Annotated in this window: 25 protein-coding genes; 15 read left to right on the top strand and 10 right to left on the bottom strand. The window is 63.7% G+C overall.

What is annotated here, in order from left to right; translation table 11 throughout:
• Genes LNV07_RS08435 through LNV07_RS08395 form a run of 9 tightly spaced genes read left to right on the top strand, consistent with a single transcriptional unit; the run spans position 1 to position 8,258 of the window.
• Positions 1-804 carry a hypothetical protein gene (locus LNV07_RS08435; protein ID WP_263570847.1) on the top strand — a complete coding sequence of 268 codons (804 nt, stop codon included), beginning with the start codon at positions 1-3 and terminating at the stop codon, positions 802-804.
• A 41-nt stretch (positions 805-845) separates the two neighbouring features.
• Positions 846-1,709 carry a hypothetical protein gene (locus LNV07_RS08430; protein WP_263570737.1) on the top strand — a complete coding sequence of 288 codons (864 nt, stop codon included), beginning with the start codon at positions 846-848 and terminating at the stop codon, positions 1,707-1,709.
• 3 nt (positions 1,710-1,712) lie between these two features.
• Positions 1,713-2,180, top strand: a complete 468-nt coding sequence (locus LNV07_RS08425; RefSeq protein ID WP_263570736.1) for a hypothetical protein — start codon at positions 1,713-1,715, stop codon at positions 2,178-2,180.
• Between the two features lie 25 nt (positions 2,181-2,205).
• Complete coding sequence (locus tag LNV07_RS08420; protein ID WP_263570735.1) at positions 2,206-2,973, top strand: C39 family peptidase; 768 nt, start codon at positions 2,206-2,208, stop codon at positions 2,971-2,973.
• Between the two features lie 2 nt (positions 2,974-2,975).
• Positions 2,976-3,989, top strand: a complete 1,014-nt coding sequence (locus LNV07_RS08415; RefSeq protein ID WP_263570734.1) for a transporter — start codon at positions 2,976-2,978, stop codon at positions 3,987-3,989.
• 7 nt (positions 3,990-3,996) lie between these two features.
• Entirely contained in the window at positions 3,997-5,619 is a 1,623-nt protein-coding gene (locus tag LNV07_RS08410; protein WP_263570733.1) for an OmpP1/FadL family transporter, read from the top strand.
• Between the two features lie 24 nt (positions 5,620-5,643).
• Positions 5,644-6,198 (top strand): DUF2059 domain-containing protein, encoded by a 555-nt coding sequence (locus tag LNV07_RS08405; protein ID WP_263570732.1) that lies wholly within the window; start codon positions 5,644-5,646, stop codon positions 6,196-6,198.
• A 54-nt stretch (positions 6,199-6,252) separates the two neighbouring features.
• Positions 6,253-7,338 (top strand): carbohydrate kinase, encoded by a 1,086-nt coding sequence (locus LNV07_RS08400; protein ID WP_263570731.1) that lies wholly within the window; start codon positions 6,253-6,255, stop codon positions 7,336-7,338.
• A complete protein-coding gene (locus LNV07_RS08395) occupies positions 7,335-8,258 on the top strand; it encodes a pseudouridine-5'-phosphate glycosidase (protein ID WP_263570730.1) in 924 nt (307 codons plus the stop codon). The genes LNV07_RS08400 and LNV07_RS08395 overlap by 4 nt, the downstream gene beginning before the upstream one ends.
• A 10-nt stretch (positions 8,259-8,268) precedes the next feature.
• On the opposite strand, the gene LNV07_RS08390 is transcribed toward LNV07_RS08395, so the two are convergent.
• Positions 8,269-8,811: an MOSC domain-containing protein gene (locus LNV07_RS08390; RefSeq protein WP_263570729.1), complete on the bottom strand. Its 543-nt coding sequence runs from the start codon at positions 8,809-8,811 to the stop codon at positions 8,269-8,271.
• Between the two features lie 245 nt (positions 8,812-9,056).
• Between LNV07_RS08390 and LNV07_RS08385 the strand changes: the two genes are divergently transcribed.
• From LNV07_RS08385 to LNV07_RS08375, 3 genes are all read left to right on the top strand, one after another.
• Entirely contained in the window at positions 9,057-9,896 is an 840-nt protein-coding gene (locus LNV07_RS08385; protein ID WP_263570728.1) for a hypothetical protein, read from the top strand.
• A gap of 48 nt (positions 9,897-9,944) precedes the next feature.
• Complete coding sequence (locus LNV07_RS08380) at positions 9,945-11,105, top strand: helix-turn-helix domain-containing protein (RefSeq protein WP_263570727.1); 1,161 nt, start codon at positions 9,945-9,947, stop codon at positions 11,103-11,105.
• 129 nt (positions 11,106-11,234) lie between these two features.
• A complete protein-coding gene (locus LNV07_RS08375) occupies positions 11,235-12,977 on the top strand; it encodes a serine hydrolase domain-containing protein (protein ID WP_263570726.1) in 1,743 nt (580 codons plus the stop codon).
• Here the strand turns inward: LNV07_RS08375 and LNV07_RS08370 are convergent.
• The 7 genes from LNV07_RS08370 to LNV07_RS08340 all read right to left on the bottom strand — a co-directional run bounded on the left by LNV07_RS08370 (position 12,954) and on the right by LNV07_RS08340 (position 19,991).
• Complete coding sequence (locus LNV07_RS08370; protein WP_263570725.1) at positions 12,954-13,676, bottom strand: PEP-CTERM sorting domain-containing protein; 723 nt, start codon at positions 13,674-13,676, stop codon at positions 12,954-12,956. The genes LNV07_RS08375 and LNV07_RS08370 overlap by 24 nt on opposite strands.
• 206 nt (positions 13,677-13,882) lie before the next feature.
• Positions 13,883-14,683, bottom strand: a complete 801-nt coding sequence (locus tag LNV07_RS08365; protein ID WP_263570724.1) for a ChbG/HpnK family deacetylase — start codon at positions 14,681-14,683, stop codon at positions 13,883-13,885.
• A complete protein-coding gene (locus LNV07_RS08360) occupies positions 14,680-15,069 on the bottom strand; it encodes a GtrA family protein (protein WP_263570723.1) in 390 nt (129 codons plus the stop codon). The genes LNV07_RS08365 and LNV07_RS08360 overlap by 4 nt, the downstream gene beginning before the upstream one ends.
• The gene (locus LNV07_RS08355; protein WP_263570722.1) at positions 15,066-16,091 is read right to left on the bottom strand and encodes a glycosyltransferase family 2 protein; all 1,026 of its coding nucleotides are present in this window, start codon (positions 16,089-16,091) and stop codon (positions 15,066-15,068) included. The genes LNV07_RS08360 and LNV07_RS08355 overlap by 4 nt, the downstream gene beginning before the upstream one ends.
• A 5-nt stretch (positions 16,092-16,096) precedes the next feature.
• Complete coding sequence (locus LNV07_RS08350) at positions 16,097-17,572, bottom strand: ArnT family glycosyltransferase (RefSeq protein ID WP_263570721.1); 1,476 nt, start codon at positions 17,570-17,572, stop codon at positions 16,097-16,099.
• A 165-nt stretch (positions 17,573-17,737) separates the two neighbouring features.
• Positions 17,738-18,199, bottom strand: a complete 462-nt coding sequence (locus LNV07_RS08345; protein ID WP_263570720.1) for a CopD family protein — start codon at positions 18,197-18,199, stop codon at positions 17,738-17,740.
• 10 nt (positions 18,200-18,209) lie between these two features.
• Positions 18,210-19,991, bottom strand: coding sequence for a response regulator transcription factor (locus tag LNV07_RS08340; RefSeq protein WP_263570719.1), 1,782 nt, complete (start codon positions 19,989-19,991; stop codon positions 18,210-18,212).
• A gap of 246 nt (positions 19,992-20,237) precedes the next feature.
• On the opposite strand from LNV07_RS08340, the gene LNV07_RS08335 reads away from it, so the two are divergent.
• The 3 genes from LNV07_RS08335 to LNV07_RS08325 are packed head-to-tail and all read left to right on the top strand — an operon-like array spanning position 20,238 to position 24,176.
• Positions 20,238-20,900, top strand: coding sequence for a hypothetical protein (locus tag LNV07_RS08335; protein WP_263570718.1), 663 nt, complete (start codon positions 20,238-20,240; stop codon positions 20,898-20,900).
• Positions 20,900-23,476, top strand: a complete 2,577-nt coding sequence (locus LNV07_RS08330) for a peptidase associated/transthyretin-like domain-containing protein (protein ID WP_263570717.1) — start codon at positions 20,900-20,902, stop codon at positions 23,474-23,476. The genes LNV07_RS08335 and LNV07_RS08330 overlap by 1 nt, the downstream gene beginning before the upstream one ends.
• A 22-nt stretch (positions 23,477-23,498) precedes the next feature.
• Entirely contained in the window at positions 23,499-24,176 is a 678-nt protein-coding gene (locus LNV07_RS08325) for a PEP-CTERM sorting domain-containing protein (protein ID WP_263570716.1), read from the top strand.
• A gap of 21 nt (positions 24,177-24,197) precedes the next feature.
• Here LNV07_RS08325 and LNV07_RS08320 read toward each other — a convergent pair whose 3' ends face one another.
• Together LNV07_RS08320 and LNV07_RS08315 are read right to left on the bottom strand one after the other, a co-directional pair.
• The gene (locus LNV07_RS08320; RefSeq protein WP_263570715.1) at positions 24,198-25,346 is read right to left on the bottom strand and encodes a PEPxxWA-CTERM sorting domain-containing protein; all 1,149 of its coding nucleotides are present in this window, start codon (positions 25,344-25,346) and stop codon (positions 24,198-24,200) included.
• 211 nt (positions 25,347-25,557) lie between these two features.
• The gene (locus LNV07_RS08315) at positions 25,558-26,580 is read right to left on the bottom strand and encodes an AraC family transcriptional regulator (protein ID WP_263570714.1); all 1,023 of its coding nucleotides are present in this window, start codon (positions 26,578-26,580) and stop codon (positions 25,558-25,560) included.
• Positions 26,581-26,628: the final 48 nt, after the last annotated feature.

Below are 26,628 nucleotides of genomic sequence, written 5' to 3'. Positions count from 1 at the left end.
GTGCTCCTGCTGGCCTTGTTCAGCGGCAGCGCCGTGCGGGCCGAACAAAGCCAGATGGCACCGCTGCCGGACGCCGAGTTGGCCGGCGTCTGGGGTCAGGCGATGGTCGCCATCAGCAATGTGAGCCTGAACGGCTTGGACTTTTCGCGCATCACGCTGAATGCTGACCTGAAGCTGAGCGCCAATTTCTCCAATCTGCGCCTGGGTGAATACAACTATGCAGCGCGCAATGGCAGCGGCGCCGATATCGACATCACCAGGCTGCAATTTGGCCGCAGCGATTTGATTGACGCGCAGCGCACCGTGGCGCTGAGCAACCCCTATTTCGAACTGGTCTATGCCCAAGCGGGCAACGCCAGTCAGCGCGAGATCGTCGGCATGCGCCTGGGCTTTGAAGGCGTCAGCGGCGCCTTCGGCCTGAGTGCCAAAAACATCAGCGGCTCGCTCGCGATTGCCGATGGCCAAAGCGCCTCCGTGCTCGACTCGCGCCAAGACCCGCTGGGCGGCAAGCGCTGGGACGGCGGCAATTGCGGCGCCGGCGCCTGCCCCTTCAGCCTGGCGCAGATCGGCAGCCTGCAAGCGGGCGACGCGGCCGGGCCGAGCCGCGATCTATTCCTGTCAGTGCTGAGAAGCGCGGTGCAATTCCCGGCGGCGGTGGCCGGCATGGCCGCGCCGGATATCGCCCAAGCGGGCATCTGGATGAACTGGCGCGACAAACTCAGCGCCGGCAATCTGAATGCAGTCCTACCGCCTAACCTGCCGCCTGTCCTGCCACCGCTATTGACCAAACCCGGCGGCGGCTGAAGACCATGCAGCGCCCCAACAGCCTTACATACATCAGAGCCATGCGGGCTCTGTTGGTGCTTGCTGGGCTTGCATTCGTCTCCGTCGCCTCGGCGCTAACGCCGATTTCAGACGAAGATCTGGCCCGCGTCCAAGGTCGCGATGGCTTCGCCTTCAATCTGCGCGGCTTCGCGCTCGAGGGCCCGCTGACCCTGCGGCTGGGCGCGGCGGATGGCTCCGGCCTGAGTTTGTCCAACTTTGCGCTGTCACGCTCGGACGATCTCACCGCCACTTTCTCCGACCCCTATCAGCTGAGCCTGATCAAGGGGCCGGCCGGCATGCCGGACCGCGTGGTCTTGAGCGAGCCGTCGAATCTCAATAGCCGTCTGAGCTGGCAGTTTGCCGCCGACCTGAGCCTGATCGACAAGCGCAACAGCACGGCCCCGGAATTCAAGGCCGGCGCGCTGCTGCTACAAGACCTGCGCAGCTATGGCGGCACGCTGAGCCTGGCGCCCAGCGCCGACCCGAACGAGCAGGGCATTGCCTTCGGCCTGGGCCTGCGCCTGGATGTCGGCGCCCTGTTGCTGCGCCCGCGTGGACGTGCCGACAAGGCCGAGCAATTCAGCCTGAGCGGCATTCACCTGGCGGCGGCAACGGCCGAGGGCCAACTCGGCAGCAGCCTCTGGCGCGTCGCCGATCTGGACCGCCAGCCGCTGCTGCTCAACGCCATCAGCACGCCCGAGACCGGTGGCTTTTTGCATCTGAATTTGGCCTGGCCGAGCCAAGGACAGGCGCCTGCCGGCAGCTTGCTTGTCGACAACATCGCCTTCAAAAGCGAGCTCGGCCCCAATCTCGACCTGGGCAGCAGCCGCATCGGCAGCATGCAGATCCAGTACCTCGATGTGCGGTTGAAGACGGGACCCTGAGCCATGCAACGCTGTCGCACCATTGCCCTCGCCCTCGCTCTGCTGGCCGCTTGCCTGCTGCCGCAGCTGGTTCAGGCCGCCAACGCCTTGTCCGACGAGGAGCTGGGCGGCGTGACGGGGCGCGGCGGGATTGTCTTGAACGCGCACCTGGAACTCAACACCGGCGCGAGTTCCGAGAACCGCGTCAGCCTCGGCTTCCAGGTCGGCGGCAACAAAAGCTATTTGCTGCTGCACAAGCTCAGCGGCACGCTGGACTTACTCGGTCTGACGGTGCAGGCCGTGAGCGGGCCGGCCGAGGTCGGCGACGTGATTCAGCTGACGCTGCCGACCTTTCTGGGCTTCAAGGATTTTGGCGTCAAGGCCATCGGCGTGCAGAGCGATCCGCTGGCGCCGATAGCGGCCAGCCTGGGCCAGATTCAGCTCAACGGCAGCGTGCAGATGCAGGGTCAGGTCTTGCTCTGGGCCAAGTAAATATGAAGATTCGGAGCGTTGAATTATGTGGATGATCTTGCTCGGCGCGGTCGCGGCCTTGATTGGCGGTGCGACGGTGAATACCCAGCATCCGTTTCAGGACATGCCGGAGAACCAGTACGAGCTGCCGCTGGGGCAGGTCGGCGGCGGCGTGGCACCGCTGTCGGTGCGCATGGAACCGCTGTCGGAAATCAAGTTCCGCAACATCGTCCACCAGGCCTATGACTACAGCTGCGGCTCGGCCGCGCTGGTGACCGTCATCAACAACTACCTCGGCATCCGAGTCAACGAGCAGCAGGCGATGGAGGGCATGCTGGCCTTCGGCGAGCGCGACAAGATCATCGAACGGCGCGGCTTCTCGCTCTTGGACATGAAGCGCTATGTGGTCAGCCTGGGCGCCGAGGGTGCGGGCTTTCGCGCCTCGATGAAGGATCTGGCCGAGCTGACGCAGCCGGCTATTCTGCCGATCGACTATGCCGGTTTCAAACATTTTGTGGTGTTTCGCGGCATCCGCGACGGCCGGGTTTTTTTGGCCGACCCGGCGATGGGTCACATCGTCTTCTCGACCCAGGAGTTCGAGGAACTCTGGGACCGTAACACGCTATTCCTGCTGACACCGGGCAAAAGCCAGGGCCAGAAAACCCTTTCCCTGCTGGCGATTGGCGACGAAGAACTGGGCGTCATCGATGACGACCTGGTGCGCCGCCACGCCAACCTTCCCCTGCCGGACAACAGCGAAGCCTTGCGCAACGCCGTCCAAGCCAACTTTGGCATTTTCAATCTCCGACGCTGACCATGAAATCCCTGCAGATCCTCCTCTCCACCGCCCTGCTGATAGCCGCTTCCGCCCAAGCCCAAAGTACCGTTAAGGCTGCCGCCGACCCCAGCAAAGACGCCGCCCGCGAGGCCTTGGCCAAACAAGACAGCGACAGCGACCAAACCGCCATCCTCAAGGCCGCGCTGAGCGCGCAAGACAAGCAATATTCACTGATCCGCAAGGGCAAGATGGCCCTGACCTACGATTTCGGCTACGCCTATATCGGCACGCAACAGATCAACGCCAAGTTCGCCGATTCGACGCTGACGCTGTTCAACATCCAGAACACCCGCTCGCACAGCGTCACCAACAGCTTCTCGGCCGACTATGGCCTGCGCGACAACATGACGGCCAATGTCGTCGTACCCCTGGTCAGCAAATTCTCCGAATCGGAGACCTACTCCGGCATGAGCAATGGCTTTGGCGATATCGGCCTGGGCCTGCGCTGGCAGCCGATGTCGCTGAGCCGCGACATGCCCTCCTTCACCACCTCCACATCGCTGCGCCTGCCGACCGGACGCAGCCCCTTCAAGGTGACGGCCGGCCAGGGCCTGAGCACCGGCTCGGGCTTCACCGCGCTGACCCTGGGCGCCAACACGTCCAAGGTGATGGACCCGGTGGCCTTGTTCGGCTCGATCTCGTTGACGCTGGGTGCACCGGTGCGCCATCTGAGCCAAAAGTTGAACGACAACGCCACGCTGACCGGTGTCAATCCGGGTGCCAGCTTCGGTTTCGGCATGGGTTTTGCCTATGCGCTGTCCTACAAGGTCTCGACCACGGTGTCCTTCCAGGAAACCATCTCGGCTAAGACCAAGTTGATCCTGGCCGATGGCAAGACCAGCCAGACCTCCACCCAGACCTCGGGGCTCTTGAGCTTTGGCCTCGGCGTGCGCGCCACGCCGCAGACCACCGTCAATGTGTCGGTCGGCGTCGGCCTGGGGCCGGATGCGCCGGCCTTCACGCTGGGTTGCAATATCCCGCTGAACTTCTGAGCCGATCATGATTAGCGTTAGGGTGGGCCTTTGTCGGCCCAGCAAACTGTTCGCGCTCGTCTTGGGCTTGCTGCTCGCCAAGCCGGGCCTGGCCGCCTTGACCGACAACCTCGGCGCCAGCGTCGTTGCGATGTCGCTGGGCAATGCGGTGGTGGCCGATCCGCCGGGCATTGATTCCATTCACTTCAACCCGGCCGGCCTGACGCGGATAAAGCAGGACCGCAAGCAAGATGCCGTCTTCGGCGCCAGCATCAAGCCCTATGCCAGCTTTCATCAGCCGGAAGGCTTTGACATCGGCGGTTTCAAGGAAGACCCGCTCAACAACACGCGCACCGGCGACAACGTTCGCAGCTCGATCTTCATTCCGATCTATGGCCCCATCAAGCCACCGATGCCCACGGCGATCGGCGCCGGCCTGGGCATGGCTTTTCACGCGGCCGACTCCAAATGGACCTTCGGCACCGCCTCCTATGTGCCGATGGCGGTGGGCATTGACCGTACCAAGGACCCCAATGACCCGGCCCGCTTTGACGGCCGCAAGGTGGTGATTCAGCGCCTGGTCTATCTATCACCCACGGCGGCCTACAAGTTCAGCGACACCCTGAGCTTCGGCCTGGGCGTGCCGATCGCGCATCAGGGCTTTGCGCTGAATACCGATATGCGCATGCCTAACGAGTTACTCGGCACCATTGGAAAGCTGCAAGATGCCTGGTGCGGCGACAACGGCAACCCGCTCGACGCCTTGGCCTTTGGCCTGTGCGGCGGCGGCAAGGAGGGCCGCGTGCGCCCCTTCGGCAAGGCCGGCAATATGGACTTCGAGCTGACCGCGCCGGTCGACCCGACGCTCAATATCGGCATGCTCTGGGAGCCCAAGGATTGGTTCGCTTTTGGCGCCAGCTATCAGTTCGGTTCCAACACCGCGATGACGGGGCGCTTCAGCTTCAGCGCCGAGCCGATGCTGCGCAAATTCGTCGAAGGCATGTATGCCAGCCTGCAAGGCCCCATCATGGCCGCCACCTTCGGCATGCCGACCTCCATCCCCGAGGTGCAAAGCGGCAATGTGACGCTGGTGCTGCCCTTCCCCGAGCATGCGCAGATCGGCATCAAGATCAAGCCGCTGTCCTTTTTGCAATTCAATATCGACGCCAACTGGACCAACTGGAAGCGCTGGGACAAGATGACCTTCCAGTTCGACCAGCAAATCGCGCTGCTGCAAATGGCGCGCCTGTTCGGCCAGGCCGACGCCAGCAGGCTGATCATTCCGCGCGGCTACAAAAGCCCGGTTCATTTTGGCTATGGCATGGACCTGAGCGTTGGCCAAAGCATCCATGTGCGCGCCGGCTACGAGCCGCGCAAAAGCTCGGTGCCGCGCTCGGCGATGGACCTGATCGCGCCTATGCCCGACCTGGTCGTCCAAAGCCTGGGCTTGGGCTACACCACCAAGGGCGGCACTCGTTTCGACGTCACCGCCAGCTATGCGCATGGCAAGTTCGACCTGCCGGCCAACACCAGTTGCAACCTCAATTGCAATAACTTTTTCAACGTGATCTACAACCCCTATGCCGGCTTGGACATCAACGGCGGCATCCGCATCCGCTATGCGGGCGTGGCCATGTCGCATGATTTTTAAGCAGCTCTTGCCTCTTGATTCCCAATGAAAACTCTCTACAAGATTACTCGCCTCGCAGCCCTCATCTTGAGCGCCAGCCTGCTGTGCGGCGCTGCCCAAGCACAAGCCGCCGACGCCCGCCAAGCGCTGGTCGACAAGCTATTGACGCTTTGGCATGTCGACGATGTGGCGGTGGTGATGGTGCAGCGGCCAGCCGCCAGCGCGATGGAGCAAGCCCGCATCGCGCTGCAGGGCCGCGTCAGCGCCGAGAAGCGCGACCGCACGCTCAAGGACATCAGCAGCGATGTGCAGACCTATGTCGATGAGGCCACGCCCTTGGCGCGCCAGAGCGCGCAGCGCCTGCTCAAGCCAACGCTGAGCCCCTTGCTGCTGCAGCAATTCAACGACGAGGAGTTGCGCCAGATCATTGCGCTGCTGGAGTCGCCGGTGAAGAAGAAGTTCGAGAAGCTGGCGCCGGAACTTGAGCGCACGCTGGGCGAAAAGGTTGCCGAAGACAGCGGCGCTGCGATCAACCCCAAACTGCAAACGATGACGCAGGCGGTCGGTCTGAAGTTGCGCGCTGCATCCATCGCGCCTTGAATCGGCGCATAGACAAGTGTCTACTACAAAGGACACTTGTTATATGATGCGCCGATGGACTCCAAAAAAGAGCAGTTGCTGGGTCTGATTCAGCACAACCCCTTCATCAGCCAGCAAGATCTGGCCGAGCAGCTCGGCCTGTCACGCTCGGCCATCGCCGGCCATGTCGCGGCGCTGACGCGCGAGCGGCGCATCCTCGGCCGCGCCTATGTCTTGCCGCAGCGCCGACCTATCGTCTGCCTAGGCGGCAGCAATATCGACCGCAAGCTGCGCGGCCTGGCCGCCCTGCAAATGAGCAACTCCAACCCGGCAGTCTCAAGCGAAAGCCCCGGCGGCGTGGCGCGCAATGTAGCCGAAAACCTGGCCCGCCTGGGCCTGCCCGTGCATCTGCTGAGCGCCTTTGGTGAGGACGCAGCCGGGCGCTCACTGTTGGCGCAGGCCAAGCAGCTGGGTGTGGACAGCAGCGCCAGCCTGATCGCCGCCGACGCCCCGACGGGCAGCTACACCGCGGTGCTCAACCCGGACGGCAGCCTGGCCTTGGGTCTGGCGCAGATGGACTTGTGCGAGCGCATGACGCCGGACTTTTTGCGTCAATGCGCGGCGCAGCGCGCGCAGGCCGGCCTGCTGCTGATCGACCTCAACCTGCCCGCCGACAGCATTCAACAACTGCTGCTGGAGGCGCAAGCCGAGGGCAGCGCGCCCTTGGTCGCGGTGGCGGTGTCAGCGCCGAAGATGGCCCGCCTGCCCACCGATCTGCACGGCTTGAGCCTGCTGATGCTGAACCGCGATGAGCTCTCGGCCTGCGCCGGCATGCCCATCGAGAACGATGCCGACCTGGCTCTGGCTCACCAGCGCCTCAGCGCGCGTGGTCTGCAGCGCTTGATCGTCACGCAGGGCGCAGATGCGCTTTGCTTTGGCGCGGTCGGCGAGGCGCTGAAGTCCCTCAAACCCAAGCGCGCCAAGGTGGTCGACGTGACCGGCGCCGGTGACGCGTTTGCCGCCGGAGTCTGCGCGGGCTTGAGCCAAGCGCCCGATGACTTGGCTGCCGCATGCCGACTGGGTATGAGCTTGGCCCGACTGACCTTGCAATCCGAACACACCGTCTCGCCCGAACTCAGCCCTGCGCTGCTATCCCCATGAAGAACGCCTCCGAATTCCTGAGTTTCTCCGCCGAAGTGGCCGCCGCGCGTGCCGCCGGCCTGCCCATCGTGGCGCTGGAAAGCACCATCATTTCGCACGGCATGCCTTACCCGCAGAATGTGCAGACCGCGCGCGAGGTCGAGGCCCTCATCCGCGCCGGCGGCGCCGTGCCGGCCACCATCGCGGTGCTGGGCGGCAAGATCCGCGTCGGCCTGTCCGACGAGGAACTGGAGTTGCTGGGCCAGTCGCCCGACGCGATGAAGGTCAGCCGCCGTGATCTCCCCTTTGTGCTGAGCAGCGGCAAGATCGGCGCCACCACCGTCGCCGCGACGATGATTTGCGCGGCGCTGGCCGGCATCCGCGTTTTCGTCACCGGCGGCATCGGCGGTGTGCACCGGGGCGCCGAAACCAGCTTCGACATTTCGGCCGACCTGCAGGAGTTGGCGCAAAGCTCGGTGGCAGTGGTCTGCGCCGGCGCCAAGTCGATCTTGGACATTGGCCTGACCTTGGAATATCTGGAGACCCATGGCGTGCCGGTGCTCAGCATAGGCCAGGCCAACTTCGCAGCCTTCTACACGCCGGACAGCGGCTTCAAGGCCGACTTCCGCATCGACTCGGCCGCAGAGCAGGCGGCCTTTTTGCAAACCAAATGGGCCTTGGGGCTGGCCGGCGGCGTGGTGATCAGCAACCCGGTGCCGACTGACGAGGCGATGCCGCGCGAGGAGATTGAGCGCATCACCCATCAGGCCTTGCAGGAAGCGGCCGAACAAGGCGTGCAAGGCAAGGCGGTCACCCCCTTCTTGCTGGCCCGCATCAAGGCGCTGACCTTGGGCCGCAGCCTGGCGACGAATATCGCGCTGGTAAAAAACAATGCCAAGGCCGGTGCGCGATTAGCCCTGGCCTTGAACAAGGTCTGCTAAGACCGTTTTTTCAAACTCGCTCAAGCGGCCGCTGTTCGCCCTGCGGCAACTCGATGCGGATTTGATCCCTGGGCTTGACCTCGCCACCCGCCAGCACGACACCCATCACGCCGGCCTTGCGGATCAACTGACCCTCGGGGCCACGGTCCAGCACGGCGGCCAAAAGGCCGGGCAGAAAGTTCTCGATCTGCCCACAAGGGTTGCGCAAGCCGGTCAACTCGACGACCGCCTCGGCCCCGATCATCAGCTTGGTGCCCTGCGGCAGGCTCAGCAGATCGATGCGCCGGGTCGTGATGTTCTCGCCCATCTGCCCCGGCGCGACCATCAAGCCACGCGCGGCCAGCTCGTCAAACAGCTCGGCCTGCAGCAAATGCACCTGGCGCAGATTGGGCTGGGTCGGGTCCACCGCCACGCGCGAGCGGTGCTTGACCGTGACGCCGCAATGCGCGTCGCCCTCGACGCCTTGCCCGAGCAGCAGCCTGATGCGCTCGCCACTTGTCTTGCTGAATTCATGTTGCGTGCTTTGATGGACGGCCACGACGGAAGGGTTCATGGAAACAGACTCAGCTCATTGGTGAAGGTCAGGCATTTTGCTGCACGCCCCATCGGGTGGGGATTTCAGCGCCGAATCTGTCATCTTCGGTCGAGACACACAGCGCCACACAGGGCGCTGGGCAAGATGACGGCGTCTTCCCGCGATGCAGCTTGTATCGATTCGCGGGCAAGCCATGAGCAATGTCGCTCGGCCCTTTCATCAGCAGCCACATCAATATGAAATCCCTCAAATCCCCCTCTTCTATGCCTCGGCGCAGTTTGGGCGCCGCCCTTGCCCTGGGCCTGTTCGCCTTCAGCGCCATGTTTGGCAGCGCTTCGGTGAGCGCCCATGAGGCATGGGCGCCGCCGGAGACCCAGGCCCGGCCGGGCTTGGTCGGACTGGACCTGAATCTTCAAATCGAGACCGTCTCGCCAGCCGGCGCCGCCGGCGTGCCCAATCAAGGTGTGATCGTCAAACGCTATCTCCCACGCGGGCAATGGACCTCGCAAGGTGCGGGCGGCGCGGGCCACCGTGTCGCCAGCGGCACTTATCAACTCGGGTTTCGGGGCGCCAACATCCTGGAGGACCGCTCGATCGAGGTCGGGGGCCAACTGCATTCCACCACCCGCTACACCTTCGAATCCGCAAAGAGCGGCACCTGGGTGCAAACCCTGAGCAGCGGCCAACAGGTACTCAGCGGCCATTTCACCAGCGCACCCAGCCAGCCAAGCGCCGAGCAAATGCTGGCACCCAGCACCAACGCCGGCTTGCATGTGGCGCTGATCATCAAGTCCGCGCTCGCCCCGCAACTGCCGCCGGGCGTCTACCCGACCGCCGGACTGGTGCTGCAGACCTACGCGCTTGACGGCACGATGAACCTGCAAGGTTTCGGGCCGGGCAATCTCAACTCCAAGGGTACGTTCAGCTACAAACGCTTGTCGGCCAACACCGCCGTGGAGGAAGCCATTCAGACCAGCGACTTCTTCAGCTGGCCCTACACCATGGTCTACACCTTCAAGACGCCCAACTCAGGCACCTGGTATCAGAGCTTGAACAACGGTCTGATCCAATTCTCGGGTACCTTCGATACCTTTCCGCGTTAACGTTCCAAAACGGCAAATAGCCCAACTGCCGACTCCAGCATCCCGTCCATGATTGACTACATCGAAACCCAGAAGGCCTGGTTCTTGTTCTCCTTCAGCCTGGGCTGCTGGACTCTGCTGACCTTGCTGCTGAGCCGCCGCGGCGAGCGCCGCAGCCGGCTGACCATGGCCGCTTTTGTGGCGCTCTTGATGCTGCCGCCGCTGAATGCCTACCTGAGCCTAGCGCGCGGCGGCTTGCCCTTGGCCTGGCTCGAAGCGCTCAGCTACAAGCTGACCTGGGCCTGGGGGCCCTTGATGCTGATGAGTCTGCGCCAAGCCTTGCTGCTACCGGCGCCTTCGGCCCGGAGCATTGGGCTGCACGCCCTGCCCTTGCTGCTGGTCGGTGCCGGGGCGCTGAGCGCTGCCGACTGGCCGAACGCGCCGATTGTTCTATGGCTCTTGCTCGCGCAGGTCTTGGCCTACTCCGCATGGAGCTTGCTGCTGCTGCGCCGGCACAAAAGCAAGCTGCGGAACTTGCTGCTACAGCACCGCGACAGCAGCTACTATTGGCTGCTCTACCTGGCCCTGGGTCTGTTCGCCGCGACTTGCTTCGACCTGATGATTTACGCCCTAGTCGGGCTGGAGAAGCTGCCGCCCCAAGCCTTGCTGCAGGGCGCGGCCCTGGTGTTGGCGCTCTATGTCAATTTGATCGCCTTGTTCGCGGTCTACCAACCCGAGATCTTCATCAGCCAAGCCGAGCATGAACCGGCGCCCGAGTCGGCTGCCCTTGCCCTTGCCGAAGACAAGGTCGAGCAAGCCATGCCGGAGGCCAGCCCCCCTGCCTTGCGCGCGGTGGAGCTTTCACCGGCCGCCGCACGCGAACTCAGCGAACAATTGCAGCAACTGGTCGAGCTGCACAAACCTCACCAAGACGAGGAAATGTCGCTGGCCAAGCTCGCCGCGCTGCTGGGCGTCAGCTCGCATCAACTCTCCGAGCTGCTCAATCTGCATCTGGGCAGCAGCTTTTATGATTACCTGAATGAGCTGCGCTACCAGGAAGCGCTGCAGATGCTGGAAAGCCAAGACCAGGCGACGCTCACCGTAGCCGACATCGCCTACCGCGCCGGCTTCAACAACCGCAACAGCTTCTACAAGGTCTTCAAGGACAAGACCGGCGTCGCTCCGGCGGAGTACCGAAAGAGCAAACGCCTCACCCAACGCACGGCCTGAGAGGTTGACTCGAACCCTTCAATGCGAAACCTCCACACTCTATCTGCCGCCCTCTTGAGCCTGCTGCTCTGGGTGCTGCCGCCTCAAACTCGAGCATCAGCAAGCCCTGCTCAAGCGCTGAAGCAAGACTTGACCCAACTGTTGGCCGCTCAGCAATTGGCAGGCGCGGTCTACAGCACGGTGCGCGACGGGGCAATGGAAACCGATTCGGTGGGCTACTTTCATGCCGGCCAACAGCGGCCGATGCCGGTAGACGCCAAGATCAATCTAGGCTCGGTCACCAAGACGCTGTTGAGCTTGGCTGTGTTGCGCTTGGTCAGCGAGGGGCGGCTGAGCCTGGATGCGCCGGTTGAGACCTTGTTGCCGGGTCTGCGCTTCGAAAACGCCTGGGCGAACTCAAGCCCGGTGCGGCTGCGCCATCTACTCGACCATACGGCCGGGCTTGAGGACTTGCGCCTATGGCACATGTTCAGCGCCAAAACCAGCCCAGATCAATCCCTTGCCCTGGCGCTGCAGCGCGACGCCAGCGTGCTGCGCCTGCGCAGCGAGCCCGGCCGCGTTTGCTCCTATTCCAACCTTGGCTACACCCTCGCCGCGATGGTGCTTGAATCCGTGGTCAAGGAACGTTATGAAAACTGGGCCGACCGGGAGCTGCTAGCTCCGCTGGGCATGCATGACAGCAGCTTTGGGTTTGTCAGCCAGGAACCAGGCACGGCCGGTTTCGATCCGCGCCTCGCCTGGGGCCACCAAGGTGACCTCAGCACGGTGGCCAGCATGGCGGTGGCGGTGCGCCCTGCCGGTCAATTCACCAGCACAGCGGCCGATATGGGCCGGCTGATGCAATTTCTGCTCGGCTCGGGCGAGCTGGCCGGCACCCGCTTCATCCGGCCCGAATTGATGGCCGCCATGGGGCAAGCAAGCACCAGCGATGCGGCCCGGGCCGGCCTGTTGATGGGTTACGGCTTGGGCCTATCGACGCGAGACCGGCACGGCGCCGTCGGCCTTTGCCATGCCGGCAGCGTGATCGGCTACCGCGCCATGATGTGCGTTTACCGTGAGCAGCAACGCGCCTTTTTCATTGCCTTGAACAGCGACAGCGAAACGGCCGATTACGGCCGTTTCGATGCGAGCTTGATCGCGCACCTGGGCCTGAGCAGGCCAGCGCCCGCCGGCCATGCAGCCAAGAACGCCACACTCGCCGCTTGGCAAGGCCGTTATGTGCTTGCCCCGAATCGTTTCGAAGCCGCGAGTCTGGTCGACCGCTTGTTCAATAGCTGGACCGTGGATGAACAAGACGATGGCAGCGTGCGCTTGACGATCGCGAGTCGAGTGCCCGTCCTGCTCTGGCCGACCGGCGCTAGGTTGGCTCGTCAAGAGGACCGACTCCAAGCCAGCCATGCAATGACACTGGATGCCGCGGGCCGGCAGGTGCTCAGCGATGGCTACCGCAGCGCGCGGCAAATTGGCACCTGGGAATTCGTCGGCTTGTGGGCCAGTGCGGCGGCCGGCACCTTGGGTCTGGTCTACTGGCTCTTGCGCCTGCTTTTGCTCGCGCTGAAGAAGCTGACCCGGACACCCTATGCCGGGCCGAACCGGTTGCTGCCCCTGAGCGCTGCGGCGCTGGCTTGCGCGGCTCTGCTCTTGCCGTTGCCGCTGTTCTTGGCCCAGCCCTGGCTGGCGATCGGCGACCCGGGGCCGGCGACTTGGAGCGTCTATCTCGCCACGCTCGCCCTGCCCGGCTTGATGCTGGCGCAGGCGGTGCTCAGTGGGTGCCAGCGCCAGGCTGCGGACCTGCTGGCCGCGCTGGCGCTGCTGCAAGCCTGCGCCTTGCTGGCCGCCTGGGGCTTGCTACCGCTGGTACTCTGGCACTGATGGGGCCAAGGCCATCGACCCCGCCAAACTGCCCTGCCGAGACCATCGGGCAATGCCCAGCAAGGCCAGCGCGCCAAGCCCGAAAAGCGCCTGCGTCGTCGGCTCGGGGACCGCACTGATGCTGATACCTTCGTAGCCGACCTCAAGCCCGTAGTTGCCAAAGCGGCCCATCGTCCATTGGTAAGAGGACATATTCTCGAAGCCATAAACGCCCACGGCGTCCAGGATGTTGAGCGAATGCAAGGCGGTGTTGACGCTGAAGGTGCGCCCGAATTCGAGTTCATGCTCGGGCTCCAAACCGGGCACATGCAGGGACAAGGGCACCCGGTCGTCCGGCCCCAAAGACAAGAAAAAGCCATCCACTTCGGGGTCGTTGTCGCGCAGCACGAACAAGGCGTCGCCGGAGCCGGCTTGCGGCATGTCCAGCTGCATATGTACGCCGCCGATGCTGAGGTCAAAAGAGCCCAGGTCGATGCGGTAGCCGCGAGTGGGAAAGTTCTCGCTATTGAGGTAGTTATCCGAGTCAAGATTGAAGCTCATTACCGCGCGGTCGCCGGCCTTGACGCCACTCAGTCCGCCCTGGATCACGCTGTATTCGACACTACCGACAACCTCGACTCGCACGCCGACGGCATGGGCCGGGGCGCCAAGGGCCAGGGCGAGAAGGCAGATGGCCAAGGATTTGGAACTGGGTCTCATGCGCTAGTTTTCCTATGGTGACACCGCAGCAAGAACACCCCACTGCCGGCAACAGCGAGCTTAAAGAGCGGGCGCGAATCGGCATAGGGCATGGGCGGCAAAATCGGGAAAACCATAGCCACTCACGACGGGTGGCCCCTATTTGAGGGGTGGGTCGGGAAGTCACCGCTGTTCAAGCCGTAAGCGGCGGCGCGCCGAATGCATTTTTAAGCCAAGGGCCAATCCTCACATAGCCCTAACTGCACGCCTTGACTGGCCAGCAACTCCCCCGCAGCGGCGCTGAGCCAAAAGGCGCGCTCGCGCTCGCGCGCGGGCCGGATCGCGTCCGGCCTGGTTTCGGTGCCGCCGGCCCGCCCCGGATGCGTCATCAGCAAACCGCCATCGGCCAAGGTGGCGAGCCAATCGCTGACCAATTCGCTGTAATCGGCGGCCGGCGAAAAATCATAGACCCCGGCGAAATCGCTGTTCATGCGCAGACCCGCGGACCTTGCCCCCCGCCGCAAGGCCAAGGCCCCCAGACTTTCGATCACGCGAGCCTTGGCCCCACGCCAGCCCAGAGCGCGCGTTGAGCGCAGCGCACAGCTTTTGCCATAACGCCGACTCACGGCGGCCAGCAGCGCCTCTCGAATGATGGGCAATTGGTGCAGATGTTGGTGGCCGTCCACAAAGGCGGGAGACTCCCGCAGCGCCGACTCAAATGCATCTAACTGCTGATTTACCCAGATACCGGCCGCACCCGCATCCAGCCGCCGCAAATAGCTGGCGGCGATCCAGCCCGACAGGCTGCGGCCCTCGGCATAGGGTGCAAATTCATTCAGGTCCAGGTGCAGGCCATAGTCGGCCAACCCTTGTCGCTCACGCAAGGCCGGCGCCCATTGCGGCCAGGCAGGCGACAGCACCATGCAGCCGGTGGCACTGATGCGGCCGGCATCGATGCATTCCAGAATGCCCTGGCTGATGGCAGCATCGAAGCCATAGTCATCGGCGCAGATCTGAATGTGCTTCACGTTCGAGTGGGCCCGCGGTCCGCACGAAAAGCCCAAAACCGGCTCAACAGCCAGGTCATCAAGGCCACCGCCAACAGCACCAGAAACAAGGCCAGGCGGTATTCCAACCCTGTTGCCAAGAGCAAGGCATAGAGCAGCTCATTGGCCGCAAAGCCAAGCAACGCGACCAGGGCAAAGCGCGGCAGCGCTTGCCGAGCGCTGGCCTCTTGGGCGCCAAAACTGAGTCGGTGATGGCCGACAAAGCTGACGCCAAAAGCCAGCAAGAAACCCAATACATTGGCGATCAGGGCCGCCATTTGCCAGCTTGAGACCAGCAGCCAAACCGCAACCATATGCACGGCCGCAGCAGCGGCACCAACCAGGCCGAACCAGAGCAAAGAACTCACACCGAGGCCTCGTTCCGTGTCGACTTGCCGGTAAGCAAGGGCGGGGTCAGGTCTTGCACCACATACAAGGGACGCTGCTTGACCTCATCAAACACGCGGCCCAGGTATTCGGCAATGATCCCCAGGCAGAGAAGCTGCACGCCGGCCAGAAAAGTGATCGATGCCGCCAAGGTGGTGAAACCCGACACCGGCTGCCCGAACAAGGTCTTTTCCAAAACGACCCAAACGCCGAACACCACCGACAGTACCGACACCAGCAGCCCCAGCAGGGACACCAGGCGTAGCGGCATTTTCGTGAAGGCGGTCAAACCAACCAGGGCAAACGACAACAGTTGCACCAGGCCATAACTGGATACGCCATGCTCACGGCAATGCGGCACATATTCAATCGCCTTGGTCGTGAAGCCCACCCAAGCGAACAGCCCCTTCATATAGCGGGCTCGTTCGGGCAAGGTGCGCAGCGCCAGCACCACCCGTCGATCAAGCAGGCGGAAATCTCCGGCATTGGGCGGCATATTGATGCGCGAGCCATGGTGGATCAGCCAATAGAACAGTCGGGTGAAGCCGCGTCTGGTCCAGGACTGGGACTCGCGGCGCCCATTCTGTACGCCGTAAACCATATCAAAACCGCGGCGCCATTCTGCAAGCATCTGCAGCGCGGTGGCAATCGGGTGTTGTCCGTCGGAATCCATGATCAGCACAGCCTCACCCTCAGCGGCATCCAGGCCGGCGCAAAGGGCGGCTTCTTTGCCGAAGTTGCGCGACAAGCGCAGCAGCCGCACCGGCAAGCCTTGCTGAATCTTGCTCCGCACCACCCATGCTGTGTCGTCGTTACTGCCATCGTCAATGACGAGCAGTTCCAAGCGCTTGGCCTGATCCGCCAAGGCGCGGCAGAGTTCGGGCAGCAAGTCGACCAAATTGAGCGCCTCATTGAAGGCCGGCAAAACGACGGACAGCAGGCCGGGGCGTTCGCGCGGCTGCAGCGGCGGCGGTATTGGTGGAGGGGCGTCGCAATGTGTCACTTGATTCAATCTGGCGCGTTTGCCCGGCCACCATCGGAATCACGCAACAGGCATTGATCCTCATTGCAGGCCAAGGCGTTTGAACGCAGCGGTGAATTTTTGCCCATTTGAATGACCTTGAAGGCCGGCGCCGAGGCCAGCCCCGGCATGCCGGCGTAGAGCCGCCCGGCGGTATAGAAATAGGCCGAATAGTCGGGCTTGCTCGAATAGCTCAAGCGACAGTCCTGAGCGCCGCAGGCATCGGCATAAGCCGCAATCAAGGGCAAGGCAGAATGTCTTGCCGCCTCTTGCGGCAGCTTGAAGATAAAAGCGAAGGCATAGACCAGCAACAAAGCGAGGCCGAGTCCCCAACTGGCGGCATGAGCAAACCAAGCCTTCGGACAGGCCAGGATGGCCAGGATGGCCAGGCCCGGCAAAGCCGTCATCGCATAGGTCCAGATCAAATTCCTGGACGCCGAAAAAAGCAGCAGTGGCGCCAAGCCGATGCACAATGCATAACAGGCCAAGTCCACACCATCAGGCGCTTGTTGAAACTGCACACGCAGCGCCCCCGCCCCCTGACTGACTCGCAGATAGGGCGTCCGCAGCAACAAGATCAGCGCGGCCGGCAAGCCAGCAAGAAACGTGTAGGGCCAGATGATGCCCCAGGGCTGAGCGTGGGCAAAACCGTAGCGGTCACCGGCCCAGCCAGGCTGCAAGAAGCGCATCACATGCTCGCCCAAGACGAAATACTCGACAAAGCCGGGCGTCTTGATCTCGGCCGCCAGATACCAAGGCAGCGCCACAACCAGGCAGATCAGCCACACCTGGAAATCACCCGCCACCGCGCGAATGGCCGGCCAATGCTGCCGCCAAGCGGCATGCATGAAGATCGGCAGCAAGGTCAACACGGCGGCCGCCGGGCCCTTCGCCAATAGCCCCAAACCCAGCCCCAAGCCAAGCCACCGTGCCATGCGGCGGCGCTCGCCGGCACCCTGCGAGCGCAAGACCCGCCACCAGGCCGCCTGCACAAACAGCGCCGTGGCGGCCAGGGTGGCATCGGTCATCACGGCACCCGCAGCAATAAAGAACAAGGGGCTCAAGGCCAGCGCCACCAGGACCGCCAAAATCTGCTGCCGACTCACGCTGCCCCTGAGCATCCAGCCCAAAGCGCCCAAAGCCATGCAACTCCACAGCAATGCCGGCAAACGCGCCGCCCAGGCGCTGACGCCAAAAATGCCCATGGACAAGGCCTGACCCCAAATCGACAAGGGCGGCTTGGCCCAAAAAACTTCCGTGGGCGTAATGTGGGGGCTGATCCAGTCGTTCAACTGCAGCATCAGGCGCGCAATTTCGGCGTAACGAGCCTCGGTGTGATCGGTGAGCGGCAGGCTGGACAGGGTCAACAGCCGCAGCAGCAAGATCAGCCCCAATAGCCCAAGCCAGTGGCGATGGCTGCTGCCTTTCGAGTCTTTTTCGCTACGGGAAGAGGAGGCGGGCACAGTTGAAGTGGGAACGTAATGGCGATGATGCGAGGAATCATGCCATCGTCAATCCAGAGAAACTGTGACAAGTCCCGTCCCGTTGACAGATGTCAACGCCGGGCATCTGTTTGCATCACGGCCCCTTGGCTTGCGGGCTATCCTGCCCCAGCAAGCCCAGGCCTCCTACAGCGCGCGCCCCAGCACCGCGATCAGGACCACCGCACAACCCAGGCCCAGATTGAAGCCAACCCAAGGCCGAATAGCGTTCATCGCGGCGCCGGCTGCAGGCCAGGCCTGCTCGGCCACCGCCCGCTGCAGGCGCGGAAACAGCGCCCAGCGAATATGCGCGAACAAGCCCATCATCAGCAGGCCCAAGCCCAGCATCGCATGCGCGGTCCAATGCGCACGCCCACCCAGCAGCGTCAGCATCAGCAGGCCGGTCGCGAGCAAGACCGTGATGGCGATCTGCACCAGATTGAAGAAGCGCGCGAGCGTTGCCGTCAGCATCTGCAAGCGCAGCGGCGGCGCCTCCAGGACTTGCAGCGCTGCGGGGCGCACGGCCAGCAGGACGGTCGCCATGCCTCCTACCCACAGCGCTACGGCCAGCAGATGCAGGCCGAGCAGGACAGCATGGATCAAGGTCATAAGTTCGCTCTCAAACGCCAGATTTCAACATACCCAAGGTGCGCGCACGGGTCACCGCATGCTTGCGCGAACCGGCCTCCAGCTTTGAGAACAGGCCCTTCAAGCGCCATTTGATGGTCTCGGCGCTGACGCCCAGGGACTGGGCGATTTCCTTGTTCGAATAATTGCGCGCCAGCAATTGCAGCACCGCCTGTTCTTTGGCCGACAACAGCTCCGCGTGCTGCTGCGCCAAGGGCTCGGTGACAGCCAGCAAGATCGGCTCTCCCGGCTCCTGCGTTCCGGCGGCGGCCCCCAAGCGGTGGTAACCCAATAACTGCAGCATTGCACGGGGATCGTTCAGCTTCAGCGCCCGGTCTTGCTGATCGGCCAACCGCGCCATGCGCGAGTAGGAATAGGCCTGCGCCATATCGTCGGCATCGGCCCAGGCGTCGGCCAGGTAGTCGAGCAAGGCCGGCGGCGGCTTCCAACCGTTGATGTCCATGCCCTGGGTCAATGCGCATTGGGCGTAATGAATGGTGGCGGTCGGCGCGGTCATGCCGAGCGGCGGCGGTTGCTTGCTGCGGCGATGCAGCTCGGCCAAGGCCTCGTTGATATCCACCGTCAGCGCCGCATAGCCATGCTGCGCGACCAAGGCCTGTGCCTCTTCAAGCGCGGCCAAGGCCTCGCTGATGCGTCCGACCGAGGCCAAGGCACGCGCCTGGCGGGCCGAGGTCAGCGCCAGATTGACGTTAGACCCCCAGAGCCGGTACAGCCGGATCGCTTCCTTCATCACCTCGATCGAGTCCAGGGGGCGCTCGACCTCCAGCAAGGTAAAGGCCAGTTCGCTGCAGGCAAAGGCGGTGGCGAGCCCGGCCGGCGCTACCCGCAACTGCGCCAGCGCTTGATTGAGCACCTGCAGGCTCTCCTGCCCGCGCCCGAGCATGCGCAAGACCCGGCCCACCTGCGTTTGCGTCATGCCCATCAACTGCGGCCAGCCGGTGTTGCGCGCCCGCTCCGCCGCCGCCTCGAAGCATTGCGAGGCCTGCTCCAGATCACCCAACTCCAGCTTGCAGTTGCTGGCATTCATGCAAAGGATGCAATAGAACCTGACCAACCCCATGTCCAGGCATAACTGCGCGGCGCGTGTGAACAGGGCAGCGGCTTCGGCCGGCTTGCGCATACACAGGGCGTAGGCCTGGGCGGCGGCATGCACGGCCTGGGTCGCGGCATCGGTTTGGGCCAAACCGTAGCCTGGGTCACCGGCCGCTTCGGCATCGGCATCAACATCGGCAAGCGTTTCGCCGGGCTTGGCCGGCCGAATCTGCGTGACCCCGTGCTCGCAGCGCAACAAGCCCTGCGCCAGTCCGGTTCGCTGCGGGTCGCTGCCGCCGGCAAAGAAGGCCAGCGCTCGCTCCAGCGCCAGCAACTCCCGGTCGCGCTGCCCCAAGGCCTTGGCCAAACAGGCCTCCGCCAAGCAAGCATCGCCGGCGGCCAAGCCGTCAAGTTCCGGATTGATCGCGGCCCTGGCCGCATCCAGGCATGCCTGCGCCTCGAGCAATTGGCAGCCCAAGGCGGCCACTTCAGATTCCAGCAATGCCGCCCGCAGCATCAGCCGACTCACGGTTTCGGCCGGCAGCGGGTAAAGCGGCAAACGCCGTTTCATTTCAGCCAGCAGGCCGAGCGCAGCCTGGCTGTTGCGTTGGCGCAGATGCCAAGCCAACTCCAGCAAAGCCAGCAGGCGCGCCTCGCCCTCGGCCGACTCCAGCGTCAGCTCCAGCGCCAACAGTTCATGCTCACTGACCAAGTACTTCATGCCCTGAGTCTAGGGTCACTTCGGCAGCAACTCGCCCCGCACCCCTCCGTACATACCCTGCGTCACCCCCAAACGAGGGTGGCCAACGTGGCGTGGCCCGCAGGGTTTTCCTGAGCCGGCGCCGCGACTATCCACCCGTGACGGGGGGTGATCCGGCAAGGCCTACTCGATAAGGTCAAGCCTGTTGCCAACACCCGCTTGGTTTCGATGCAAATCAAGCCATTTTCTTGACTGGAGTCAGACCCGATGAAACTCTTTGCCCCTCAACTCAAGATACCCAAGACGCCGCCACGTCGCCTGCTTGCGGGCATGCTGACCCTGGGCGCCGCGAGCTTGGCGCCGCTGGCCCAGGCGACTCAGTTGCCGCCCCAAAACCTCAGCCAGATGATAGACAAGGCCGACCTGATCGTCAGCGGCGAAGTGACGGCCGTCAAAGACGGCATCCAGGACGGCGTGCCCTATACCGAAGTAACGCTCAAGGTCGCCGGCAGCGTGAAGAAGGACTTGGCGCCCAAGAGCAACTACACCTTCCGCCAATTCGGCTTGCTGAAGGCCCGGAAAATGGACGACGGCCGCTACCTGCTGCCGGCCAAGATCGAGGGCATGCCGACCTGGCATGTCGGCGAGCGCGTGATGACCTTCATGAACAAACCCGCCAGCAAAACCGGCCTGAGCACGCCGGTCGGCCTGGCCCAAGGCAAGTTCAGCATCAACGGCAACAAGGCCGCCAACAGCTTCAACAACGCCGGCCTGTTCGACGGTGTTCAGGTCGTCACGCGCGGTCTGCTGCGCGCGTCCGAGACCAGCATGCTGAGCAAGCCCGCCGGCGCCGTCGACGCAAATGTGCTGCAAGGCCTGGTCAGCCGCGCGGTCAAGAACAACTGGATTGCCACCGGAGCCATGCGCTGATGAACACTCATTTCAAACTCTCCTCGCTGGCTGCGTGCCTAACGCTGGCCGTAGCCGGTGCCCAGGCCGCCGGCCCGCTCTTCCTCAATAACAACCCGGCCAATTTGCAGCCGCTGCGCTGGGACATGTCCCAGGGCCCTATCAAGGTCTATACCGACATCGGTGCCTTCAGCCGCAAGAACGACGGCACGGTCTTCCTGAGCGAAGCGCAGGCCAACAACATCACCGCTTTTAGCCTGAAGCAATGGAGCTCGGTCACCACATCGACCTGGCGCGCCGAGACCGACCCGGCCAAGTTCACACCGTTCAGCCAGGTACCCAGCATCGGCGTCGATGTCAAAGACGGCGCGACCGCGAGCCTGGTCTACGGCCATTACAACGAAGGCGGCTTCTACGTGATCTATGACGTGGACGGCCGGGTGCTGGAGGAATTTTTCGGCGTGCCGCGCGATCAGGTGCTGGGCATTGCCATGCCCGAGATCGCCGAAGACCGCGACGGCGACGGCTACCCCGAGACCATCGTCAAGGCCACCGCCGTGATGAATGGCTGGACCGTCAGCCATGAGTCACCGCCGCCCGGCCAGCGCAGCCAGCCGCCGGCCGACGTCAACGGGACGCGTTATGCCGGCATCTTCACGCATGAGTTCGGCCACGCGATCAATCTCTCGCATTCACAAACCAATGGCCAACTCGCCTACTTCAGCGAACCCGGCTTCGGCCGCGACCTTTACCCCGGTGTAGTCGGCTGCGTGGCGCCCGTTCACCATTGGCTCAAAGGCCCCAACGACAGCCATATCGACCCGAAAAACATCGAGACGATGTTCCCCTTCATCGACCCGAAGAACGTCGCCAAGGGCCGCTCGCCCGGCTTCGAGATGAGCACGGTGGACCGCGCGGACGACATCGCCGGCATCTCGAATCTCTACCCTACGGCCGACTATCTCAGCAAGACCGGCTCCATCGCCGGCACGCTGACGCTGAAGGACGGCCGCACCGGTTTCAGTGGCATCAACATCATTGCGCGCAACGTCAAGGACCCGCTGGGTGACGCGATCTCGGTGATGTCGGGTGACCAGACACAAGGCCAGATCGGACCCGACGGCCGCTTTCGCATCAACAACCTGAAGGCGGGCGAAAGCTACCAGATCTATACGGAAGAAATCAACGTCGGCGGCTACCCAACGCAGCCGACCATGCTGATGTCGCAGCCAGAGTATTGGAACGAAGGCGAGTCGAATGACCCACGGGTCGATACGGCCTGCCTGGCCGGGGCCATCAAGGCCGAGGCCGGCGTCACCAAGACCGCTGACTTGATCTTCAATGGCCATACCGACGGCGTGCAATACAGCTTTCTGACCGCCGGCTACCTGACCAGCCTGTCGGACGACGGCCAGCGCGCCGGCGGCGTGATCGGTCAAGACACGCCCTTCGTCTGGGACGCCCAGACCGGCCCGCGCCTGCTGCCGCAGGAGCTGGACCTGCTGGCCTCGGCGCTGAGCACGATGACCGGCGACGGCAGCCAGATGCTGGTGGAAGCCAACTTCGACGGTCAGACCCAGTGGGACCCGGACGGCAATCCGTTCACGCTCAAGCAGATGGCGCTGTGGAACTACGACAGCAACGCGCTGACGCCCTTGGGTGCTTTGAGCAATCACTGCGACAGCTGGGGCGGGCATATCAGCAGCGTGGGCTGGGGCATGAATCGCAAGGGCAGCGCTGCGGTCGGCTACAGCACCTATGAAAACGCCGACGGCAGTTGCGGCGAGTTCAACTCGCAGCTCGGCACGCTGAGCGTGGTGCCGTATCTATGGACGGCCGACAAGGGCGGCCGCCCACTCCGCTTGGACGGTTTGAACATGGACTGGATGCCCTGGATACGCGCGGCCGGTGTGTCCGCCGATGGCGGCGTGGTGGTCGGCCAAGGTAACGGCGAGAACGCCTACGCCTGGATCAAGGAAGGCGCGCCCATCGACTTGACTGCCTTGACCGGTGCCTATGTGGCCGACCTGGTCAGCAATGATGGCTTGCGTGTGCCACTGGCTACCGAGCGGGGCGTGCTGCTGTGGAACCCCACACTGGGCACGGGCCCAAGCGCCATGCGCAGCATCAGCGCGCCCAAGTACTGCACCGACTTCCCCTTCCCGAGCTGGGACGGTATCGATCACTGCAAGGTCGAAGGTGCGGCCTGGGTCGAAGCCAACTTCGGCGTACCGGAACAGCAGCTCAATGGCATCAGCGACGACGGCCGCGTGATCATCGCCCGCGTTGGCAGCTTCTTCACCAGCATCGCCGGATTTATGTGGGTGGAAGACCTCGGCTGGCTCGGTCTGAATGACTTCTTCCGCAAGCAGGGCGTGGTCGAGGCCGAAAGATACGGCATGGAGAACCCGATCGCCGTCAACGGCCCCGGCAACACCCTGGTCGGCGGCGTGACCGGGCTGCAGATGACTTGGCATGTCGACATGAAGCAGGTCTATGTCTGCGAAGGCGGCGCCAACGCCTTGGTGGCCTTCCCGACGCAGGCCGCCGCCAAGGTCAAGGCCGGAGCCCGCCTGGGCCGCTGCGAAATCAACTGAACCCCTAGACGGATTACCTCAAATGAAAACCAAGCACCACAACTACTTCACCGCCACAGCCTTGGCCGCCCTGCTCAGCTGCAGCGTTAGCAGCGCGCAAGCCGAGATCACTTTCTACAACTCGCAAGCGGCCTATCTTGCCGCCATCTCGGCCCCGGCGGTGGATCGCTTCGACGATCTGCCCTTCTGGGCGCAAGGGCCGGGCTATCTCGAGCGCACGGCCGGCGAGCACAGCTATGTGGCCTGGTCGGTGGCCGGCCCGGGCGAAGACTCGCTGCTCTATAGCGCCGGCAGCGCCGGCGACGCCTGGCTCTCCACCGACCAAGCCAGCGACTACCTGACCTTTGGCTATTTCTCCAAGAAGGTCTACGGCATCGGCGGCTTCTTCTTCGGCACCGACGAGGCCGGCGCCTACCTGCCCGGCCAGACCATTCGTCTGAATGTGCTGGCTGCCGACGGCGTCGAGCAGCTGATCCTGGTGGACAACACCACAACGGGCAGCTTCTTCGGCTTTGTCTCGACCAGCCGATTGGATGCCTTCCAGGTCAGCGCCGTACAGCCCAACGGCGGCTACAGCTGGGTGGCGGCGAATGACCTGACCCTGGGCAGCGTCGCCGCCGTGCCGGAGCCGGCCAGCTATGCCTTGCTGATGGCCGGTTTGGGGCTGGTGGGCGCCGCCGCTCGCCGGCGCAAGGCCTAAGGCGACGCGCTCAACAGACCTTTAGGCGCTCATGGCTTGGCGCCGCCGCCGCGCCAAGCCACCCAGCAGACCAAGCCCGCCCAGCATCAGCGCCCAGCTCTCGGGCTCGGGCACGCTGGCGGCCAGCGTCATCTGATAGGCATGGGTCTGGCCGTTATGGACCACGGTGCCGACAATGCTGCCGTCGTTGCCGATGCTCATCGCCGACGCGCTGGTATTGGTGCTGAAGTCCCAGCCGGAGCCGGCAGACAGCAGGTTTTGGAGCGAATAGGTCACCCCGTCCGCATACAAGAATGGCACGGAATACAGGCCGCCAGCATTGCCGACCACCCAGCCCTGATCATTCACGCCGCTGGCAGAGCCCAAGCTCGTCGCCTCAGGCAAATCGATAGCCACCATGCCATGGGCCGCCGACCAGACAAAGGGCCGACCGTCGCCTTGGTAGAAGGCGCTGCTGCCGACCACATAGCCGCTATTGCTGAGGCCGAAATTGATCGCCGAGTTGTTGCCGGACAAGGCACCGACCGAGTTCATCACACCGGTCACCGAGTCATAGACCAAGCCGACATTGAGCGCCAGATCGCTCGGATCAGAGCCAATCCCGACGACCAGCCCTGCATCATTGATGCCGAAGGCGGTGGTCATATAGCTGCCGTTAGCCGTCGTGGCCGTGATCAGGCTGCTGCCGTTGGCGCTGAACAGCGCCGCGCGGTCAGCGGTGCCGGAGCTGACCGTCCCCGCGATCATTCCCGAGGCGTTGATCCCGTACGCCGCACCCGAGCTGAAGCCTTGGGGCATGGCCAGCTCAGTGACCGTGCCATTCTTGTTCCACATGACGGGCAAGGGTGAGGTACCGAACCAGGTGGTCGAAGAAACGCCGACGGCGATGCCGGCATTATTGACGGCGGTGGCCGAGGCGAAATTGCGCCCCGCCAGATTGGGCAGGGCGACCATGCCACCTTGTGATGTCCAGCTGAAGGCTTGGTCATGGTTATCGGATGAACGCCCGACCACCATGCTGCCATTGCTGGACGCGCCGAAGGCCTGAGAGAACTCTCCGCTGCCGATCACGCCGAGATCGACAATGGTGTAGCTGGGGGCGACGGCCTGCGCGGCCGGCGCCAAGGCCAGGGCGCTCAGGCCCAGAATCGTCAGACTGAGTGTTTTCATGCTTGCTTGCTCGCTCGATGTTGGGTAGTTTGATTTGAAGCTCGTGCCGGGCCCGAACGCCGTTAGGGACGCGGTACGCAGCGAACCTTAAGGGCTTGCAAAAGCCTCCCACAGAGGGTTTTTGACTAGGCTGCAGCAGATCGGAGATTGCGGGAAGCGCCTGAAGATTTCGGGCGATGGCGCTCGCTTCAGCACTCCAATCGGCAACCCATTAGCGCCCGTCGCTCGGCCGCTCACCAAAGCGGCGCAGATAGGCCTGGCTGAACTTGCCGGCGCTTTGAAAACCCCAGCGCAGCGCCAGATCGCGGATCAGCCCTGCGTCGCCGCGGCGCAGTTCGGCGCGCGCGCGGTCCAGCCTCACCTGGCGCAAGAATGCCATCGGCGACTGGCCCATATGCTCGTTGAAGTGGCGCAACAAGCTGCTGACGCTGACGCAGGCCGCCGCCGCAATGTCGGACAGCAGGATGTCGCGCTGCGCATTGGCATCGATGTAATCGAGTGCGCGGCTCAGGCTGCGCGGCTGCATGGCGGCCGTGAGCACCTGCGGTGATCGCCCGGCCTGCTGCTCATGCAGCAAGGTCAGCGCGATCATCTCCATCCAGCGCTCGAACATCGGCTGCGACCCGGGCGTCGGCTCGGTGCTTTGCAGCAGTCGGGCCGCCTGCCGGGCCATGAAGAGCAGCCCTTGCGCCAGCGGCGGGGCCAACAGGGTCGTGAACTCCGGCTCGCCGGACAATTCGCCGGGCGCTAATTCGGACCCCAGGCGCAGCAAATTGTTGCGGGGCAAAACGAACTCGATGAAATGCGAATTCGCCGAGAACTGCGCACGCTCCACCTCGGCGGGACTGATGATGATGCCTTCACCCGCACGCGCGACGAATTCGCCGCCCGCCTGTGTCAGGCTGACGGAACCGGACAGCACCAGCCCCACCAGATAGGGCGCACCTGCCGCCACCTTGGGCTCCGCACGCATGTCCAAGACGAAACTGTTCTGCGACTCGGCCAGGAATATCTGCTCGCGCGCCCCGCCTGCAGCAGCCATAGGCACCATCGTAACTTGCAAACTAGGCGTGCTGCTTGCCCCCCAGGACCCGATATCTCGATGCGCCAAGGGGGCGCGCCGATTGAGCCCATCGATATAGCTCTCGATAGCGCCGCGCGACCCAAAGTCGACCGACTGGCCGGTCAGTCGGCGCGAGGGCTGTTTTGAAAGGGCGGTGTCGGTAGCATTCATGCGGTGTAGGTCGGGCCATAACTCTTGAGTCGCCCGCACCTCAGTATG

This window comes from Roseateles oligotrophus, assembly GCF_025717515.1.
GTDB lineage: Bacteria > Pseudomonadota > Gammaproteobacteria > Burkholderiales > Burkholderiaceae_C > Paucibacter_A > Paucibacter_A oligotrophus.
The sequence above is the reverse complement of the archived record's forward strand: the minus strand, read 5'-3'. Positions and strand labels throughout refer to the sequence as shown.

Excerpts from the sequence above, each read along its gene's own strand:
- LNV07_RS08430 (WP_263570737.1), top strand. The coding sequence starts at position 846 with ATGCGGGCTCTGTTGGTGCTTGCTGGGCTTGCATTCGTCTCCGTCGCC.
- LNV07_RS08425 (WP_263570736.1), top strand. The coding sequence starts at position 1,713 with ATGCAACGCTGTCGCACCATTGCCCTCGCCCTCGCTCTGCTGGCCGCT.
- LNV07_RS08420 (WP_263570735.1), top strand. The coding sequence starts at position 2,206 with ATGTGGATGATCTTGCTCGGCGCGGTCGCGGCCTTGATTGGCGGTGCG.
- LNV07_RS08415 (WP_263570734.1), top strand. The coding sequence starts at position 2,976 with ATGAAATCCCTGCAGATCCTCCTCTCCACCGCCCTGCTGATAGCCGCT.
- LNV07_RS08410 (WP_263570733.1), top strand. The coding sequence starts at position 3,997 with ATGATTAGCGTTAGGGTGGGCCTTTGTCGGCCCAGCAAACTGTTCGCG.
- LNV07_RS08405 (WP_263570732.1), top strand. The coding sequence starts at position 5,644 with ATGAAAACTCTCTACAAGATTACTCGCCTCGCAGCCCTCATCTTGAGC.
- LNV07_RS08400 (WP_263570731.1), top strand. The coding sequence starts at position 6,253 with ATGGACTCCAAAAAAGAGCAGTTGCTGGGTCTGATTCAGCACAACCCC.
- LNV07_RS08395 (WP_263570730.1), top strand. The coding sequence starts at position 7,335 with ATGAAGAACGCCTCCGAATTCCTGAGTTTCTCCGCCGAAGTGGCCGCC.
- LNV07_RS08390 (WP_263570729.1), bottom strand. The coding sequence starts at position 8,811 with ATGAACCCTTCCGTCGTGGCCGTCCATCAAAGCACGCAACATGAATTC.
- LNV07_RS08385 (WP_263570728.1), top strand. The coding sequence starts at position 9,057 with ATGCCTCGGCGCAGTTTGGGCGCCGCCCTTGCCCTGGGCCTGTTCGCC.
- LNV07_RS08380 (WP_263570727.1), top strand. The coding sequence starts at position 9,945 with ATGATTGACTACATCGAAACCCAGAAGGCCTGGTTCTTGTTCTCCTTC.
- LNV07_RS08370 (WP_263570725.1), bottom strand. The coding sequence starts at position 13,676 with ATGAGACCCAGTTCCAAATCCTTGGCCATCTGCCTTCTCGCCCTGGCC.
- LNV07_RS08345 (WP_263570720.1), bottom strand. The coding sequence starts at position 18,199 with ATGACCTTGATCCATGCTGTCCTGCTCGGCCTGCATCTGCTGGCCGTA.
- LNV07_RS08340 (WP_263570719.1), bottom strand. The coding sequence starts at position 19,991 with ATGAAGTACTTGGTCAGTGAGCATGAACTGTTGGCGCTGGAGCTGACG.
- LNV07_RS08335 (WP_263570718.1), top strand. The coding sequence starts at position 20,238 with ATGAAACTCTTTGCCCCTCAACTCAAGATACCCAAGACGCCGCCACGT.
- LNV07_RS08330 (WP_263570717.1), top strand. The coding sequence starts at position 20,900 with ATGAACACTCATTTCAAACTCTCCTCGCTGGCTGCGTGCCTAACGCTG.
- LNV07_RS08325 (WP_263570716.1), top strand. The coding sequence starts at position 23,499 with ATGAAAACCAAGCACCACAACTACTTCACCGCCACAGCCTTGGCCGCC.
- LNV07_RS08320 (WP_263570715.1), bottom strand. The coding sequence starts at position 25,346 with ATGAAAACACTCAGTCTGACGATTCTGGGCCTGAGCGCCCTGGCCTTG.
- LNV07_RS08315 (WP_263570714.1), bottom strand. The coding sequence starts at position 26,580 with ATGAATGCTACCGACACCGCCCTTTCAAAACAGCCCTCGCGCCGACTG.